The sequence below is a fragment of the Arthrobacter sp. SW1 genome (assembly GCF_001766675.1).
GTDB lineage: Bacteria > Actinomycetota > Actinomycetes > Actinomycetales > Micrococcaceae > Arthrobacter.
The window spans coordinates 353544-370665 of record NZ_MJLT01000001.1 but is presented as its reverse complement, the minus strand read 5'-3'; the positions used below and the strand labels follow the sequence as shown (position 1 = coordinate 370665).

Sequence of the window (17122 nt, the reverse complement as noted above, 5' to 3'; positions counted from 1 at the left end):
AACCATGGCTGAGATTGATTTTTCCGCGGAAATCCGCGCCCTTCGCTCCACCTATTCCTCCATTGAACAGGTGTCCGATGTCGAGAAGCTCAAGGCTGAGATCGCTGAACTGAGCGAGCAGGCGGGCGCGCCGGACCTCTGGGATGATCCGGCGTCGGCCCAGCAGGTCACCTCCCGGCTCTCGCACCGGCAGTCCGAGCTGGAGCGCTTGAACAAGCTCTCCGGACGCATTGACGACCTCGAGGTGCTGGTCGAGCTGGGCCAGGCCGAAGGCGATGCGGATTCCCTGGCAGAGGCTGCCACGGAACTGGAATCGATCCGCAAGGCGCTGGCCGACCTCGAAGTGGTTACGCTGCTTTCGGGCGAATACGACGAGCGCGAGGCCGTCGTCACCATCCGCGCCGGCGCCGGCGGCGTGGATGCCGCGGACTTCGCCGAGATGCTGCTGCGCATGTACCTCCGCTGGGCTGAGCGCCACGGCTATCCCACCACCGTCATGGACACCTCCTATGCCGAAGAAGCCGGGCTCAAGTCCGCCACCTTTGAAGTCAAGGCGCCTTATGCTTTTGGAACCTTGAGCGTCGAAGCCGGCACGCACCGCCTGGTGCGCATCAGCCCCTTCGACAACCAGGGCCGCCGCCAGACGTCCTTCGCCGCGGTCGAGGTCATCCCGCTCATCGAGCAGACCGACTCGATCGAGATCCCGGACAACGAAATCCGGGTGGACGTCTTCCGTTCCTCCGGCCCGGGCGGGCAGTCCGTGAACACCACCGACTCCGCGGTCCGGCTGACCCACATCCCCACGGGCATCGTGGTGTCCATGCAGAACGAAAAGTCGCAGCTGCAGAACCGCGCCGCAGCCATGCGCGTCCTGCAGTCCCGACTGCTCCTGCTGAAGAAGGAACAGGAAGACGCCGAGAAGAAGGCCCTGGCCGGCGACGTGAAGGCTTCGTGGGGCGACCAGATGCGCTCCTACGTGCTGAACCCGTACCAGATGGTCAAGGACCTCCGCACCGAGCATGAAGTGGGCAACACCTCGGCCGTGCTCGACGGCGACATCGACGACTTCATCGACGCCGGCATCCGCTGGCGCACCGGAAACCGCAACGCCGCCGAATAAGCGGCCGTCCGCCGTCGGGCGTTCCGCTGCTGCCCCGAATCGGCGACACGCCCCGCTAAGCCCCGCCCATCCCGGCGGGGCGTGCGTATAGTCGAAGGGCCGGCGCCCATCTTCCCCCAACGATAAGCCCCAGCGCTGGCGGTTGGATCCTCGCAAGATGCGGCCGGTCCTGCGGGGTTGTCGAAGAGTCATGATCCGATTTGAGAACGTCACCAAGGTTTACGACCCGAATGCGAGGCCGGCGCTTGATGACGTCAGCCTTGAGATCGAGCGCGGGGAATTCACCTTCCTTGTGGGCGCTTCGGGTTCCGGGAAGTCAACCTTCCTGCGGCTGATCCTGAAAGAGGACCGCGCCACCTCCGGTTCCGTGTACGTTGCCGGGCAGAACGTTGCGAACATTTCCAGCTGGCGCGTTCCCAGGCTGCGCCGCGGCATCGGCGTCGTCTTCCAGGACTTCCGCCTCCTGCCGCAGAAGAACGTCTTCGCCAACGTCGCCTTCGCGATGCAGGTCATTGGCAAGAGCCGCAGCATCATCAAGGAAACCGTGCCCGAGGTCCTCAAGACAGTCGGCCTTGAAGGCAAGGAAAAGCGCATGCCGCACGAGCTCTCCGGCGGCGAACAGCAGCGCGTCGCCATTGCGCGGGCCGTGGTGAACCGGCCCGGCATCCTGCTGGCGGACGAACCGACCGGCAACCTGGACCCCATTACCTCGATGGGCATCATGGGCGTCCTGGACAAGATCAACCAGAACGGAACCACAGTGGTCATGGCCACCCACGATGACGACATCGTGAATGAAATGCGCAAGCGCGTCGTCGAGCTGCGCAACGGCAAGGTGGTCCGCGACGAAGCCAAGGCCCTCTACACGTCCATGATTCCGGTGGTAGGGGAGTCTCGCAGGCTGAAGGACGCCAGCGGCGAAGAACTCGACCGGGCAGCGGGGGTGCAGCAGTGAGGCTCGCATTCATCCTCGGCGAAATCGGCAGCGGCCTGCGCCGCAACCTTTCGATGGTGGTCTCCGTCATCCTGGTCACTTTTGTGTCCCTGACCTTTGTTGGTGCGGCAGGCATGCTGCAGATGCAGATCAACCAGATGAAGGGGTACTGGTACGACAAAGTCCAGGTGGCCATCTTCCTCTGCAATGAGTCCTCGACGGCGGCCGGCTGCGCGTCCGGCGCCGTCACCGATGAGCAGCGTGAGAACCTCGGCAAAATGCTCGAATCTCCCGCCGTCAAGCAGTACATCAGCGACTTCCAGTTCGAATCCCAGGCCGAGGCGTTCCAGCACTTTAAGGAACAGTTCTCCAACTCGCCGATTGTCGATTCGGTGACCCAGGACCAGCTCCCGGCGTCCTTCCGGATCAACATGAAGGATCCGGAGAAGTACCAGATCATCAGCGAAACTTTCTCCTCCCAGCCTGGTGTGGAGACCGTCAGCGACCAGCGCCAGGTCCTTGAACGGATCTTCGTCTGGATGAACGGAGCCTCCGTAGTGGCCATGGGCATCGCCGGCGTCATGATTGTCTGCGCGGTGCTGCTGATCACCACCACCATCAGGTTGTCCGCCTTCAGCCGGCGACGGGAAACTGGAATCATGCGCCTGGTGGGTGCGTCCAAGACGGTCATCCAGTTGCCGTTCATCCTGGAGGGGGTCATCGCTGCCGTCATCGGTGCGCTCCTGGCCTCCGGTACGCTGTGGCTGGTGACGCTGTGGCTCAACGGAGACCTGTCACGGCAATTCCTGAATACTCCCTTTATCTCCTCAGCCCAGGTGCTCGTGGTTGCCCCGGTCCTGATCGCCCTGGGTGGCGGCCTGGCGGGCATCGCGTCCCTGCTGACCCTCCGCCGATACCTCAAGGTGTAACGATGAACCGCAGCGAAAAACAGAAGACGGCATTGCCGGCGTCGGGCAAGATTTTGCTGCCGGTGCAGCTGAAGCTTGCGGCTTGCCGGACGAAAATCGTGGCTGCCGCCCTCGCGGTGACGCTCGCTGCCGGCTTGGGTGCTGCTGCGCCGCTCGCGCAGGCCGACGAGCTTGAGGACCGCCAGGCGGCCTTGGAGGCCGAAGCAGCACGGGTTGAACAGTCCTTGGAGTTCGTCGATTCCAAGATCGCCAAGGCTGCGGGCGACCTGGTGATCTACCAGGGCCGCCTGCCGGGTGCCCAGCAGGCCCTGCTCGAGGCGCAGGGCCGTGTGGCCTCCGCTGTCCGCGAGGTTGAGGCCCTCGCTGCCCGCGTGGACCTGGCCCAGCAGAACAAGGCCAAGATCACCGAGCAGCTGGAAAACGACAAGCAGAAGATCAGCGAGACGAAGAAGCTGATCGGCCAGATCGCGTCCCAGGCCTACAAGTCCGGTGGCGTCCCCACCAATGTGGCGCTGCTGTTCGGATCGAACGACGGCGGCAGCCTCACCGAAACGATGGACCTCGCCGACCAGGCGATGCGCAGCCAGAACGCGGCAATGACCAAGCTGACGCAGCAGAACGCCACCAACGTGAACTCCCAGGCCCGCCTCGCTGCCGTCGAGGAAGAAATCCGGGACCTGAAGGCCAAGGCCGATGCCGCGCTGGCCCGGGAGAAGGCAGCCCGGGACGAAGCCGCGGCCAAGAAGGCCGAAGTGGACAAGCTGATTGCGGACACCACGCGCCTGAACAGCCAGTTGCAGGCCGCCAAGCCCGGTATCCAAGCCAAGCTCCAGCTGGTCAAGAAGCAGCAGCAGACGGTCGCCGCCGAAATTGCCGAGCGGGACCGCAAGCTCCGCGAAGCATGGGAAGCCGAGCAGCGCCGGATCGCCGAAGCCGCCGCAGCGGCTGCCAGGGCCCGGAATGAAGTGCCGCCGCCCTACAACCCGCCGGTGGTTCCGCCAAGTTCGGCATTCGGCCTGATCCACCCCGTCTCAGCCCCGATCAGTTCAGGGTTCGGCTGGCGTGCCACGCCGCCCGGAACCATCGATTTCTACGGCCAGGGCGGCTACATGCATACCGGCCTCGACTTCGGTGCAGCCTGCGGCACCCCTGTCTACGCCGCTGCTGCCGGTACCGTGTTCTCCGCAGGCTGGGGCAACGACGGCGGCGGCAACCGGGTGAAGATCTCGCACGGCGTGGTGGGCGGCCATTCGCTGACCACTGTCTACTACCACAACACCAGCGTGGTGGTCTCTGAAGGACAGCAGGTCAGCCGCGGCCAGGTGATTGCCTACTCCGGAACCACCGGCAACTCGACCGGCTGCCACGTGCACTTCGAGACGTGGCTGGACTCGGCCGCCGTCGACCCCATGACCCTGCTCTAGCAGGGCGGAAAGCAGCGCACCCGCTGGCGTAGACTGGTGGGAATCTCAACAGAGCAAGGAGTTCTACCGTGCCCAAGGAAAGTGGCCGTAAGGTAGTGGCCACCAATCGCAAGGCCCGGCACAACTACCACATCCTGGACAGCTATGAGGCCGGCATCGCCCTCATGGGAACCGAAGTGAAGTCCCTTCGCGAAGGCCATGCCTCGATGGTCGACGGCTTCTGCACCTTCTACAACGATGAGTTGTGGATGGAGGGTATCCACATCCCCGAGTACAACCAGGGGAGCTGGACCAACCACGCCGCCCGCCGCCGTCGCAAGCTGCTCCTGCACCGCGAGGAACTGGACAAGATCGCCGTCAAGATCAAGGAATCCGGCTTCACTGTAGTGCCCTTGCAGCTGTACTTCCTGGACGGCCGGGCGAAGGTCGAAATTGCCTTGGCCCGCGGTAAGAAGGACTACGACAAGCGCCAGACCCTCCGCGAGCAGCAGGACAACCGCGAAGCGCTGCGCGAAATGCGCGAACGCAACCGCCGTTAACAGCGCCTTCTGAAACGCAGCGCGGCCATGGAATGAATCCGTGCGGCCATGCGTTATCATGGATAGTCCGGACGGAATGGTGGCATTGCTGCTGAGCCGGACGGACTTTGGTAACAAAATACGGGGATGATCGGTTTCGACGATGTTAGTCGCGACAGGTGAAGCGGGCCGAGGATGCAGATTTATCTCGTAAACGCTGTCTGCAAACCAATAAGTGCCGAATCTAAGCGCACTGACTTCGCTCTCGCTGCCTAAGCAGTAAGACAGTCCGTCAGCCCGGGGTTGCTATCGCCCCGGTTCCTGGCGTCATTTAGATAGCCACTGCTGTTTACCTTCGTCATCGGGGTGAACGGGACTTTCAGATGACTGGGCCCGGATCAGCCAGCTGTTTGCAGCATGGCTGGGGCCGAGAAAATCCGACGCAAACTGCGCCCGGAGAAGCCCTGACAACACGACATCGGACGGGGGTTCAATTCCCCCCATCTCCACGAATCAAGGCCCCTGGAAACAGGGGCCTTTTTCGTTTCCACTTCCTCCAGGGAGCTTGCGATGGATAACGAAGAATCGGACGACGGCGACGCCCTGGACGCGTACTCGCGGATCGTCACCGGCGTGGCCGGGAGCGTTACCGCCCACGTTGCAGCGCTGGAAATGAGCGGCGTGCGCGGCGGTTACACCCGCCGGGGAAGCGGATCGGCGGTGGTCTTCACCGACGACGGCTACCTGCTGACGAACGCGCATGTGGTGGCCGGCCTGGAACAGGGGCGCGCGCTGTTCGCCGACGGCAGGCGGAGCCAGGTGGAACTTGTGGGTGCGGATCCGCTCTCCGACCTGGCGGTGCTGCATGCCCGTCAGGCACCGCCGCCGGCCGTGCTCGGCGACGCCGAGAAGCTGAGGGTGGGCCAACTGGTAGTGGCGGTGGGGAATCCGCTGGGCCTTGCGGGCTCGGTGACGGCTGGTGTCGTGAGCGGCCTGGGCAGGTCCATCCCCGTCCGTTCGGGCCGGCACACGCGGCTCATCGAGGATGTGATCCAGACGGACGCCTCACTCAACCCGGGAAACTCCGGAGGCGCATTGGCTGACGCCAAGGGCCGCGTGGTGGGGATCAACACGGCGGTGGCCGGTGCAGGACTCGGGCTCGCCGTGCCGATCAACGGAACCACCCGCCGGATCATCTCCGCACTGCTGCGGGACGGCAGGGTGGCCCGTGCCTACCTTGGCCTGGTCACCACACCGGTTCCGCTGGACGTAGCGGCCGTGGTGCGGACCGGATTCACGGAGGGCCTCATGGTGGCGGAGGTCATCGCCGGGTCGCCGGCCGAGCGCGCAGGAATGCAGGCCGGTGATCTTGTCCTGAGTGCGCAGGAACGGCCGCTGAACAGTGCGGAGAGCCTGCAGAAGCTCCTCTTTGCGCAGGCAATCGGGGAGCCTTTCAGGATGTCGGTGCTGCGTGCGGGGAAGGTGTTCAGGATCGTGGCGCAGCCGGTGGAGCTGGATGGGTAGGTGCCCGGCTTGTCAGTGTCCGGCTTTTAAGTGTCCGGGGCGCAGCGCCCCGGACACCGTTACTTCCGCTTGAGATGAGCCACGGGGTCGGTATCGGTACCGGGATCATGCTTGGCGCGCTTGATGGCCCGCTTCTGCTTGATCGACTTGCCGCTCTTCTTCATCTCGTGCTGGTGTGGTGATTTGTCAGGCATGGCTTGCTCCTGTGCCGTATCCCTGGGAACCACTCCCGGAGGCCGTCGGCCTCCACTTTGTAAATTACGCCCCTTTCGAACGAAAGCAACGGGCGGACGAAAGCAACGGGCGGACGAAAGCAAGCGGCCTGGGCGTTCCTGGGTTCCCGGCTCAGCCCGCCGCCACGTCCGTGACCCCCACGAACCGCGTGCCGATTCCTTCGTACTCGCTCCGGACCTCCCCGGGCAGTACTCCGGGGACCTCGTTGCTCCGGTGATGGCCGCAAAAGACGTAGGTGAATTCCGGCCACCATTTCTTCGGGCGGGCGGCCTCGCTGTAGCCGCACACCACACACTGCAGGTGCACCCAGACAGGGCGCTTGCCTGTCCTGTTGGCCCGCGATTGCACGAGCCACTGCGGCGGGTTTTCCTGCAGTCCGGCAAGTTCAGCGGGCGAAAGCCTGGCGGGGATTCCGTGGCGCTGCGCCATTTCGAGGGGGATATCAAGGGCCACGGCCGCGTCACGTCTGCTGATCACCGTTTCAACGATACGGGACTCCGGGCTGCACGGAACGCGGGCGTGTGGGGAGGGACAGGCGTAGGCTGTGCACATGAATGACGCGGCCGTCCTCCCTCCGGCCACTCCGCTGCAGAAACGCGTGCTGGCGGTGGCCATTGTGGCATCGTTCATCGCCTTCCTCGATACCTTCGTGGTCAACCTCGCCCTGCCTGCGATCGGCCGCGAACTGGGCGGCGGACTGGTCATCCAGCAGTGGGTGGTGGATGCCTACCTGCTCACCCTTGGCGGGCTGATCCTTGTCGCCGGCTCCCTGTCGGATCACTTCGGCCGGGTCCGGGTGCTCGAATGGGGACTGGGTGGCTTTGCGCTGACGTCCGTGTTGTGCGGGCTCGCCTGGTCGGGGGAGGTGCTGGTGGTGGCCCGGGCCCTGCAGGGCGTGGCGGGCGCCTTGGTGGTTCCGAGTTCGCTGGCGCTGATCGTGAACTTCTTCAGCGGCCCGGCCCAATCCCGGGCCATCGGCCAGTGGTCCGGCTGGACCAGCGCAGCCGCGATCGTCGCCCCGCTGGTCGGCGGACTGTCCGTGGATTACCTGTCCTGGCGCTTCTTCTTTTTCGCGAACATCATTCCCTTGGCTATCGTCTGGCCGCTGGTCCTGAAGCTTCGCGCGGACGACAGCAAGGATCCCGCGTCGGGTCGGATCGACTACCTTGGCGCGTTCCTGGCGATCGTCGGGCTGGGTGGCCCGGTCTACGCGTTCATCGAGCAGGGCCGCCTTGGCTGGGGCAGCCCCTTTGTCTGGATTCCCCTGACGGTCGGCGTGGCGGGGCTCGTGTTGTTCCTGGTCCACGAGGCCCGGACCCCGGCGCCCATGCTCCCGCTCAAGCTCTTCGGGATCCGGAACTTCGGATGGGGCAACCTGGCAACGCTGGCCATCTACGCTGCGTTCTCGCTGGGCTTCTTCATCCTCGGCATCTACCTGCAGCAAGTGGGCGGAATGAGTGCGACGGCGGCCGGCATCGCGTTGCTGCCGTCCACCGTGATCCTGATGCTCGCCTCCAGTTACTTCGGCGGCCTGGCGGGCAAGTACGGGCCGCGCTGGTTCATGACGTTCGGTCCCGTGCTCTGCGGTGTCGGTTTCTTGTTGCTCCTCACGGTGCAGTCCCCGCTCAACTACTGGACGCAGGTGCTGCCCGGGCAGATTGTGTTCGGCGTGGGGCTTGCCGTCACGGTGGCCCCACTCACGGCGGCGATCCTCGGCGCAGTCCCCGCGGAACAAGCAGGGATCGGCTCAGCGATCAACAATGCCGTCGCCCGCATCGCGGGCCTGGTCTGCATCGCCTTCGCCGGGATTATCACCGGACCGGTGCTCACGACGGCGGGCCTGCATCAGGGCGCGGTGGTCACCGCGGTGCTGCTGATGATCGGGGCGGCGGCGTCCGCCGTCGGGATCCGGAACCCGGAACTGGAAGCGGTACCGCAGGGCGGCGAACCGGGTTAGGGTCAGTCGGCGCCGAGCGTGCAGCCTTCATGGCGCGAGTCGGACGCTACCCAGAGGGCGGAAGCGACTTCATCGGCGAGATCGTATTCGCGGCTCGATGCACCGCTGCCGATCTTGACCACCAGGGCGCCGCCGAACGGCTTCCGGCCCATGACCTGTACGTTGGCGTCGAGGTCGATTTCCTCGGCCGCCAGGTATCTGAGGAGGTCCGGGTTCTCGTCGCTGATGCGGGTGATCCGGCCGGAATGGCCCTCGTCCAGCTCGACCATCCGGTGGGCGTGCGGCAACTGCACGGTGCCGTCAGCGGCGGGAATGGGATCGCCGTGCGGGTCGCGGGAGGGGTTGCCGAGTTTCACGGCCATGCGTTCGATGAAGGTATCGGACACGGCGTGCTCCAGCAGTTCGGCCTCGTCATGCACCTCGTCCCAGCTGTAGCCGAGCTCCATCACGAGGTACGTTTCGATCAGCCGGTGGCGGCGCACCATGGCCAAGGCCAGGCGCATGCCTTCCGCGGTGAGCGTGATGGCACTGTACGGCTGGTGGTCCACCAGGCCCTGGTCCTTGAGCTTGCGGACCATTTCGGAGACGGAGGAGTTCGCCACCCCCAGCCGCTGGGCCAGCTGCGAGGACGTGATGGGCTTGTCCTGCCACTCGGTGAACGAGTAGATGACCTTGACGTAGTCCTCGATCGAGGATGAGGGCGTACCGGTCTTCACGGTTCCAAGCCTACCGTGAACGGCAGGCCTCATACTTTGCGGGCCCGCCAGCTCCGGGTCACATAGGGCAGCCGGATGACCTCGCCCGGCGCGTGGCCGAGGTGTTCGTAGAGGTACCACTCCAGGTTGCCCATGACCTTGGCCCGGGTGGCCTCGTTGGCGCGCAGGTAGTAGCTGCGCGACTTGGTCAGCTCCATGATGTCCTCCGGTAGGAGCGGATCCTTCCAGGGGCTGAGGTGGCTTTCGAGGCCTTCGAATTCCGGCCCCACCACCGGCCGGAAACCCGCTTTGTGCACGTCCCCGGCGTGCATGATCCGGGAGAGCCGGTGGACCCACGGAACCGTGGTGTCGAGCTGGTTCCAGACCAGGCCGAGTACCCCGCCCGGGCGGAGGATGCGTGCCAGCTCGGTGCTTGCCGGCAGTGGATCGCACCAGTGCCAGGCCTGGGCAACGGTGGCGACGTCGAATGCTGAGTCCGCCAGTCCTGTTGCCTCGGCCGTGCCGAGCAGGGCCGTGGCCTCCGGAAAATCCTTCCGCAATTGCGCGAGCATGTCCTCGGAGGGGTCGACGGCGGTCGTCGCCAGCCCGCGCTCCAGCAGCAGCGCGGTGAACTTGCCCGTCCCCGCACCGATGTCCGCAGCGGTCCGGGCGCCGTCGGGGATCAGCCAGTCCGCGGAGTCTGCGGGGTAGCCGGGACGGACGCGGTGGTAGTGCTCACCGCCGTCCTGGAAACTTGAGCCCAGTTGCCGCCGCCGCTCGCTGTCCAGCTTCGGCCCGTGCTTTGCTGCCACGCAGCCTTCCTTCGCAGGTCCTGAAAAATACCCTACGAATCTACCGCATTCAGTCGGTGCTGCAGGGCGCTGCGCCGGCAGTGCCGGGAGTGTTCGGAGCCCAGTGCGGGTAGCTGCGGTGGTCGTTGGCGGGAACCCAGCGGCCGGCGTCCACGACGTAATCCCAGCCGAGGCCGTCGGACTTGAGCGCCTTGATTCCGGCGATCAGGCGCGTTGCGTCCTCCAGCCGGGAACCCAGGCCGAAACTGGCGCGGAGGGAACCGGACGGCAGGCCCAGGCGCTTGAGCAGCGGATGGGCGCAGAAGCGGCCGTCGCGCAGGCCGATGCCGTGTTCGGCAGCAAGGTAGGCGGCCACCAGTCCGGCGTCATAGCCCTCGAGGGAGAAGTTGACCACGCCGATGGTGTCTGCCGGGTCGGTGTCGCTGAAGATCTGGTGCACCGTGAGGCCGTCGACCTCCTTGAGGCCCTCAACGAGGTGCGTGCGGATGGCGGCTTCGTGGGCGTGCCACTCGTCCTGGTCCAGTTCCGCGATGACCTGCGTGGCCCGGGCGAGGGTCGCGGCACCGAGCACGTTGGGGGAGCCGCCTTCGTGGCGGGCCGGGCCGGTGGCCCAGCTGACGGAATCGAGGCGTGCTTCACGGACGGCGCCGCCGCCGGCCAGGTGCGGGATGCCGGCGTCGAGCCAGTCGCTGCGTCCGACGACGACGCCGGCGCCGAACGGTGCGTACAGCTTGTGTCCGGAGAACACCAGGTAGTCGATGTCGGCTGCTGCGATGTCCACCCGGCGGTGGGGGGCAAGCTGTGCTGCGTCGACGACGATGCGGGCGCCGAATTCGTGGGCGAGGGCAGCGAGTTCCTTGACGGGCAGGATTTCGCCCGTCACGTTGGATGCCCCGGTGACGGCGAGCAGGCTGATGCCGCCCTGGGCCAGCGCCTCACGGATGTTGGCAATGGTCCCGGCAAGGGTCGGGGCCGCCACGATGCTGCGGTGCGGGACGTTCTGCCAGGGGAGCAGGTTGGCGTGGTGCTCGATGTCGAGGTAGAGCACTTCACCGGCGGGCTTGCCGTCGACGGCGGGCAGGCAGCCGGCCAGCAGGTTCAGCGAATCCGTGGTGTTCCGGGTGAAGATCACGCTGTCGTCGGCGCGGCCGCCGACGAATTCGCGGACGATGTTCCGGGAGTTTTCGTAGACCGAGGTGCTGATCTGCGAGGCGTAGCCGGCGCCGCGGTGCACGCTGGCGTAGAAGGGGAGGATTTCGTTGAGGTATGCGGAGACGACGGTCAACGCCGGGGCGGAGGCACCGTAGTCGAGGTTCGCGTAACGCACGTGGCCGCCTTGGATTAGCGGGGCCTGCAGTTCGGCGCCGGTGACCGCGGCGAGCGGACGGACGGCCGGGGAAAGGAGGGCGTCGTTGTGGCGCAGTTCAGTGGGAGAAATCGTGGCAGTGCTCATGGCAGTCCTCATTCAAGGGAACCCTGCAGGCAGGGAATCCGCGCTTGCCGCATCCGTTCCGGACCGGCCTGGTCGTCACCCGGGGCACCCCGCCGCGATGGAGGGTTGCCGGCCAGCAAACCGGGGTTTTGCGCTGGCACTCGTGACCTGTCTTTGAGACTAAGACACCATACGGGAGGCGCCAAAGCCGGGTTGTTTTGTTAAGCCGATTATTACGAAAATGCCGTTTCCTGCCGTTTAGCCGAATAAAAATCGGCGGCTGCCCCTTGCTTGGGGCGGCCGCCGATGAATCTTCGTTTGCCTTCAGGACAGGGCTCAGAGCAGGTCGTCGATGCCGGGGTTGAGCGTCTTCAGGACTTCGGAGTGCAGGATCGAGTTGGTGGCCACGGCGTTGCCGCCGAAGGGGCCGTCCTTGCCGTCGAGTGAGGTAAAGCGTCCGCCCGCCTCGGTGACAATCGGGACGAGGGCTGCCATGTCGTAGAGCTCCAGTTCAGGCTCGGCGGCGATGTCCACGGCGCCCTCGGCAACAAGGCAGTAGGACCAGAAGTCACCGTAGGCACGGCTGCGCCAGACGGAGTCTTCCAGCTCCAGGAACGAATCCAGGGATCCCTGCTTCTTCCACTCCGAAATCTCGGAGTAGGACAGCGAGGCATCGGAGAGCCGCGAAACGTTGCTGACCTTGAGGCGGGTAGCAGAGGCCAAAGAGCGCCCCGTGTACGCGCCGCCGCCCTTCACCGCCCACCAGCGCCGGCCCAACGCGGGCGCGCTGACGACGCCGACCACCACTTCGTCGCCGTCGACGAGTGCGATCAAGGTAGCCCAGACAGGGACTCCGCGGACGAAGTTCTTTGTCCCGTCGATCGGGTCGATGATCCAGCGCCGGGAGCCATGGCCCGAACTGCCGAACTCCTCGCCGAGCACGGCATCCCGGGGCCGCGAGCGGGAGAGCTGGCCACGGATGGATTCCTCGGCCGCGCGGTCGGCGTCGGTGACGGGAGTGAGATCGGGCTTGGACTCGACCTTCAGGTCCAAGGCCTTGAAGCGCTCCATGGTCAGGGCATCGACGGAATCCGCCAGCACGTGGGCAAGGCGGAGATCGTCGTTGTAGTTCGGATCGGCTTGGGTCATGGTTCCAAACTACCGGCAAGACGGGCCGGGCCGGGGGAGGTGCCGTCAGATGACGGTGCCCAGTTCCTTGGTTTCCTTGGCTTCCTGGCGCGGATCTGCGCCGAGGAGTCGGCGGAGCGAGGCGAGACGCGCCGGGCCGGCGTCGCCCGCAGAGCCGGAGGCAACCCACTCGTCGAGCCCGCAGCGCACGGCGTTGGCGTCGTGCTTGCAGCCGCGCTCGCAGGATTCGGTGCCCGGTTCGAGGTCGGGGAAGGCATGCATGATGCGGTCAGGATCCACCAGGGCCAGACCGAAGGAACGGATGCCGGGCGTGTCGATGATCCAGCTGCCGGCCGGTGCGTCGTCAAGCTTCAGCGCGAGGGCAGAGGACGAGGTGTGGCGGCCCCGTCCGGTGACGGCATTGACGCCGCCGGTGGCGCGCTCGGCGCCCGTGAGTGCGTTGACCATGGTGGACTTCCCGACGCCGGAATGGCCAAGCATGACCGTGACCTTGCCGTCGAGGTGCTCCCGCAAGCGGCTGACGGCGTTGCCGTCGAGGCGTGCCGAGAGGCCGTCGTCGCTCCGGGCGTCGATACCCGAGGCCTCGGCATCGGCTGTGCGGCTGATGATCACCGGGAAGTCGAGGGCGAGGTAGTTGGCGAGCAGTTCCGCGGGATCCTTGACATCAGCCTTGGTGACGAGCAGCAGCGGCTCAATGCCGGCGTCGTACGCTGCCACCAGGGCGCGGTCGATGAAACCGGTGCGCGGCTCCGGGTTGGCCGCCGCCACCACGATCACCAGCTGGTCGGCGTTGGCGACCACCACGCGTTCCACGGGATCGGTGTCATCGGCGCTGCGGCGCAGCACGGTTTTCCGCTCCTCCACGCGGACCAGGCGGGCCAGCGCATCCGGGCCGCCCGAGACGTCTCCCACCAGTGCGACGAAATCGCCAGGTACCACCGGGGTCCGCCGGAGCTCGCGCGCGCGGGCGGCGATGACGGTGCGTTCCTCCGGCGTGTCTTCGGCGACCACCGCGGTGTAGCGGCCGCGGTCCACCGTGATGATGCGGCCGAGCACGGCATCGTCATGGCTGGGCCGGTCCTTGGTGCGCGGACGGGAGCCCTTCTTGTTCGGCCGGATCCGGACGTCGGATTCGTCCCAGGACCGTGCAGAGCGTGCCATCGTCAGCGACCGGCCTCCGTGGTCGCGGCGGAGCCGCTTTCCAGCATGGCGGCCCAGATCTGCGGGAATTCCGGCATGGTCTTGGACGTCGTGGCGATGTCTTCCACCTGGACGCCCTCGACGGCGAGGCCCAGGATCGCGCCGGCCGTCGCCATGCGGTGGTCGGCGTAGCTGTGCACGACGCCGCCGTGCAGGCGGGCGGGCCGGATGATCAGGCCGTCGCTGGTTTCCTCGGCGTCGCCGCCCAGGCGGTTGATCTCGGCGACCAGGGCTGCCAGCCGGTCGGTTTCGTGCCCGCGCAGGTGCGCAATGCCGGTGAGCCTGGACGGTCCTCCCGCAAGGGCGCAGAGCGCAGCCACGGTGGGGGCGAGTTCACTGGTTTCGTCGAAGTCGGCGCCCTTGATTTCCGGGCCGCCGGTCACGGTGAGGGTCCCGTCCTCCAGCGTCACGGTGGCGCCCATCGTCTGCAGGATCTCCCGCCACATGTCGCCCACCTGGGTGGTGTTGGACGGCCAGTTCGGAATCCGCACGGTGCCCTTGCTGGCCAGGGCCGCAGCCAGGAATGGCCCGGCGTTGGAGAGATCCTGTTCAATCCGTTCGTCGAAGGCCCGGATGGTGCCAGGAGCCACGCGCCAGTGGTTGGGGACGGAGTCGTCCACCTCCACGCCTACTCCGCGCAGCACGGCGACAGTCATGGTGATGTGGTCCAGGCTCGGCACGGGCTTGCCCACGTGCTCAAGGTGCAGGCCCTCCTCGAAGCGGGCGCCCACCAGCAGCAGTGCCGAGACGAATTGGGAGGACGCACTGGCGTCGATGACCAGATGCCCGCCGCGGACGGCGCCGGTGCCCTGCACGGTGAACGGCAGGGACGACGCCGGGCCGCCGTCGGGAGCGGAAATCCCGACGCCGAGCGCCGCCAGGGCTTCGATGATCGTGGTCATGGGGCGCTTGCGTGCGTGGGGGTCGCCGTCGAAGGCCGAGCGGCCGTTGCGCAGCGCGGCGAGCGGCGGAACAAAACGCATCACCGTGCCGGCCAGGCCGCAGTCGATGTCGCAGTCGGAAGCCGGCGCCGAGGTGTCGATCGGCTCGATCAGGAGGTCGGGACCGTAGCTGCCGTCCCCCGGAACCTCCGTAACGGTGGCGCCCAAGCGGCGAAGGGCCTCGATCATGAGGGCCGAGTCCCTCGAATGCAGGGGAGCCCGCAGGCGGGACGGGCCATCCGCCAGGGCGGCTAGGACGAGGTAGCGGTTGGTCAGCGACTTCGAACCGGGAACCGTGACGGTTGCGTCAACGGGGCGGTGCGCAAAAGGAGCGTCCCAGAGCGGTGCGGCGGTGGTGGCTTCGGTGATGCCGGTCATGCGTTCGTTATGCTCCAACTGCGTTGTCTACGGCCTTACGGGCTTTCTTCAGCTGCTTGCTGCCGGCCTTGCGGGCGTCCATGGCGAGGTGTTCGGCGCGCCAGGCGAGGCTCGGCTTGCCGGCGGTGTCGACGGCGGCAAGCAGCACGCCGCCGGTCAGGGAAAGGTTCTTCAGGAGCTGCGAACGGCGTTCGAGGCGGCCTTCCTTGGTGCTGATGTCCGCCGAGCGCCACTCGACGAAGGTGTTCAGCCCGGAAATCACCGCGAGCAGGCCGGCGGAGAAACGCGGCAGCTTGCCGAGGGCCAGCAGGGCGCCGGCGCCGAGCTGGGTGCCGCCGATGACGCGGGCGATGAGCTTCTCGTCAGCGGGGAAGGGCAGGGAATCGGAGGCCCGGCGCAGCAGCGGGGAAAGCTGCTTGGCGGTGTCGTCCGTGTTCTTGAGCTTGTCGAGTCCGGAAACCACGAAGCTTGAGGCCAGCAGCGGCCGGGCGAGAAAACGGATGAGGGACATGGTCTTGCCTCCTGGATGGCTTGGCGCAACGGTCAAGGGGTGCAGTCGGTTCTAGTCTTGCATCTTTGCGGAATATTTGCCCGGGAGCGCCGGTTGTGAGAAGAAGGCGCGGCAACGCGTGGGGAAGCCCGCGCGCCGGATGCCTGCGAAGTCGGAATTGAGTGGAAGGAGCCGCCTTCTTGAGCTTGGTCAAAGAGCGCCAGGAACTGCCGGCACCGGTCCGGGAGCCGGGTAAGGGCGCGCGTCGCGTGACAGTAGACTTGGACGCAATGAGCACCTTGGACCCGGCCGCAGCGGCCATGTACGAAGCAGCGCAGCAGCACCCCGGCGGTGCGGAGAGCGCCGTCGAAGAGTCCGGCCCCGACGTCGTCGATGTCGCAAGCGAAACGCCCGAACAGCGGCGGGCCCGCTTCGAGCGGGATGCCATGCAGTACGTCGACCAGCTGTATTCGGCGGCAATGCGCATGGCGCGGAATCCTTCGGACGCCGAAGACCTGGTGCAGGAGGCCTACACCAAGGCGTTCTCGGCGTTCCACCAATACAATCCCGGCACCAACCTCAAGGCGTGGCTGTACCGGATCCTGACGAACACGTACATCAACCTGTACCGGAAGCGGCAGCGCGAACCGTTGCAGTCGAACTCGGACACCATCGAGGACTGGCAGCTGGCCAGGGCCGAATCGCACACCTCCACCGGTCTGCGCTCGGCCGAAGCCGAAGCCCTCGACCACCTTCCGGATTCCGATGTGAAGCGTGCGCTCCAGGCCATTCCGGAAGAGTTCCGGCTCGCGGTGTACTTCGCGGACGTCGAAGGCTTCGCCTACAAGGAAATTTCGGACATCATGAACACCCCGATCGGAACGGTGATGTCCCGGCTGCACCGCGGCAGGAAGATGCTGCGGGAACTGCTGGCCGACTACGCGGCCGATCGTGGAATCAGGAGCGGCACGGACACCCCCGCCGGAGACGCCGCAAGCAATAAACAGGAGAAACGGAAATGAGCTGCCAAGGACTGGGCGACTGCGACGATGCGCGGATGCAGCGCATCTATGAATACCTTGACGGTGCGCTGACCCGCGAGGACATCGCCGAGATCAAGCAGCACCTGCAGGAGTGCCCCGAGTGCACCGAGCAGTATGACCTCGAATGCGTCATCCGCACCGTGGTCAAGCGCTCGTGCACGGAATCGGCGCCGGAGAACCTCAAGAACTCCATCTTGGACCGCATCCATTCGATGAATTCGGCTGAAGTCTAGGCGCTGCCGAGCGGACGGGTTCCGCTTAACGGAAGGGCCCCGGAACCTGATGGTTCCGGGGCCCTTCCGTCGTTTACGCCAACAACTCAGGTGTTGGGACGCTTGCCGT

The 17122-nt window shown here is 66.0% G+C and carries 18 protein-coding genes, 1 other RNA gene and 1 riboswitch; of the genes, 10 read left to right on the top strand and 9 right to left on the bottom strand.

Annotation, left to right across the window (positions count from 1 at the left end; translation table 11 throughout):
* The first annotated feature begins 4 nt into the window (after positions 1-4).
* The 7 genes from prfB (at position 5) to BIU82_RS01750 (ending at position 6449) form a co-directional block, all read left to right on the top strand.
* Positions 5-1120, top strand: a complete 1116-nt coding sequence (gene prfB / locus BIU82_RS01780) for a peptide chain release factor 2 (RefSeq protein WP_070347724.1) — start codon at positions 5-7, stop codon at positions 1118-1120.
* Positions 1121-1310: 190 nt separating this feature from the next.
* Positions 1311-2075, top strand: a complete 765-nt coding sequence (gene ftsE / locus BIU82_RS01775; RefSeq protein WP_070347723.1) for a cell division ATP-binding protein FtsE — start codon at positions 1311-1313, stop codon at positions 2073-2075.
* Positions 2072-2983 (top strand): permease-like cell division protein FtsX, encoded by a 912-nt coding sequence (gene ftsX / locus BIU82_RS01770; protein WP_070347722.1) that lies wholly within the window; start codon positions 2072-2074, stop codon positions 2981-2983. The genes ftsE and ftsX overlap by 4 nt, the downstream gene beginning before the upstream one ends.
* Positions 2984-2985: 2 nt before the next feature.
* Complete coding sequence (locus tag BIU82_RS01765) at positions 2986-4407, top strand: M23 family metallopeptidase (RefSeq protein ID WP_070347721.1); 1422 nt, start codon at positions 2986-2988, stop codon at positions 4405-4407.
* Positions 4408-4475: 68 nt separating this feature from the next.
* Complete coding sequence (smpB, locus tag BIU82_RS01760) at positions 4476-4946, top strand: SsrA-binding protein SmpB (protein ID WP_070347720.1); 471 nt, start codon at positions 4476-4478, stop codon at positions 4944-4946.
* 122 nt (positions 4947-5068) lie between these two features.
* Positions 5069-5437, top strand: a transfer-messenger RNA (tmRNA) gene (gene ssrA, locus BIU82_RS01755).
* Between the two features lie 58 nt (positions 5438-5495).
* Entirely contained in the window at positions 5496-6449 is a 954-nt protein-coding gene (locus BIU82_RS01750; RefSeq protein WP_070347719.1) for a trypsin-like peptidase domain-containing protein, read from the top strand.
* Between the two features lie 59 nt (positions 6450-6508).
* Here BIU82_RS01750 and BIU82_RS20245 read toward each other — a convergent pair whose 3' ends face one another.
* Both BIU82_RS20245 and BIU82_RS01745 read right to left on the bottom strand, forming a co-directional pair.
* On the bottom strand, positions 6509-6643 hold the full coding sequence (locus BIU82_RS20245) for a hypothetical protein (RefSeq protein ID WP_290439142.1): 135 nt from the start codon (positions 6641-6643) through the stop codon (positions 6509-6511).
* Positions 6644-6794: 151 nt separating this feature from the next.
* The gene (locus BIU82_RS01745; RefSeq protein WP_070347718.1) at positions 6795-7160 is read right to left on the bottom strand and encodes a hypothetical protein; all 366 of its coding nucleotides are present in this window, start codon (positions 7158-7160) and stop codon (positions 6795-6797) included.
* Between the two features lie 73 nt (positions 7161-7233).
* On the opposite strand from BIU82_RS01745, the gene BIU82_RS01740 reads away from it, so the two are divergent.
* The gene (locus BIU82_RS01740) at positions 7234-8640 is read left to right on the top strand and encodes an MFS transporter (RefSeq protein WP_070347986.1); all 1407 of its coding nucleotides are present in this window, start codon (positions 7234-7236) and stop codon (positions 8638-8640) included.
* Positions 8641-8642: 2 nt separating this feature from the next.
* Here the strand turns inward: BIU82_RS01740 and BIU82_RS01735 are convergent, their stop codons facing one another.
* The 7 genes from BIU82_RS01735 to BIU82_RS01705 form a co-directional block, all read right to left on the bottom strand.
* Entirely contained in the window at positions 8643-9356 is a 714-nt protein-coding gene (locus BIU82_RS01735) for a metal-dependent transcriptional regulator (protein WP_070347717.1), read from the bottom strand.
* Positions 9357-9385: 29 nt separating this feature from the next.
* Entirely contained in the window at positions 9386-10147 is a 762-nt protein-coding gene (locus BIU82_RS01730) for a class I SAM-dependent methyltransferase (protein WP_070347716.1), read from the bottom strand.
* Between the two features lie 49 nt (positions 10148-10196).
* A complete protein-coding gene (locus tag BIU82_RS01725) occupies positions 10197-11600 on the bottom strand; it encodes an aminotransferase class V-fold PLP-dependent enzyme (RefSeq protein WP_070347715.1) in 1404 nt (467 codons plus the stop codon).
* 35 nt (positions 11601-11635) lie between these two features.
* Positions 11636-11748: riboswitch (SAM riboswitch) on the bottom strand.
* Positions 11749-11915: 167 nt separating this feature from the next.
* Entirely contained in the window at positions 11916-12728 is an 813-nt protein-coding gene (gene hisN, locus BIU82_RS01720) for a histidinol-phosphatase (protein ID WP_070347714.1), read from the bottom strand.
* Positions 12729-12773: 45 nt separating this feature from the next.
* Entirely contained in the window at positions 12774-13889 is a 1116-nt protein-coding gene (locus BIU82_RS01715) for a ribosome small subunit-dependent GTPase A (RefSeq protein ID WP_070347713.1), read from the bottom strand.
* Between the two features lie 2 nt (positions 13890-13891).
* Positions 13892-15247: a 3-phosphoshikimate 1-carboxyvinyltransferase gene (gene aroA / locus BIU82_RS01710; protein ID WP_070347712.1), complete on the bottom strand. Its 1356-nt coding sequence runs from the start codon at positions 15245-15247 to the stop codon at positions 13892-13894.
* Positions 15248-15254: 7 nt separating this feature from the next.
* Positions 15255-15758: a DoxX family membrane protein gene (locus BIU82_RS01705; RefSeq protein ID WP_070347711.1), complete on the bottom strand. Its 504-nt coding sequence runs from the start codon at positions 15756-15758 to the stop codon at positions 15255-15257.
* A 269-nt stretch (positions 15759-16027) separates the two neighbouring features.
* On the opposite strand from BIU82_RS01705, the gene BIU82_RS01700 reads away from it, so the two are divergent.
* Together BIU82_RS01700 and rsrA are read left to right on the top strand one after the other, a co-directional pair.
* Entirely contained in the window at positions 16028-16759 is a 732-nt protein-coding gene (locus BIU82_RS01700; RefSeq protein ID WP_171906470.1) for a sigma-70 family RNA polymerase sigma factor, read from the top strand.
* Positions 16756-17013 carry a mycothiol system anti-sigma-R factor gene (gene rsrA / locus BIU82_RS01695; protein ID WP_070347710.1) on the top strand — a complete coding sequence of 86 codons (258 nt, stop codon included), beginning with the start codon at positions 16756-16758 and terminating at the stop codon, positions 17011-17013. The genes BIU82_RS01700 and rsrA overlap by 4 nt, the downstream gene beginning before the upstream one ends.
* Positions 17014-17122 lie beyond the last annotated feature (109 nt).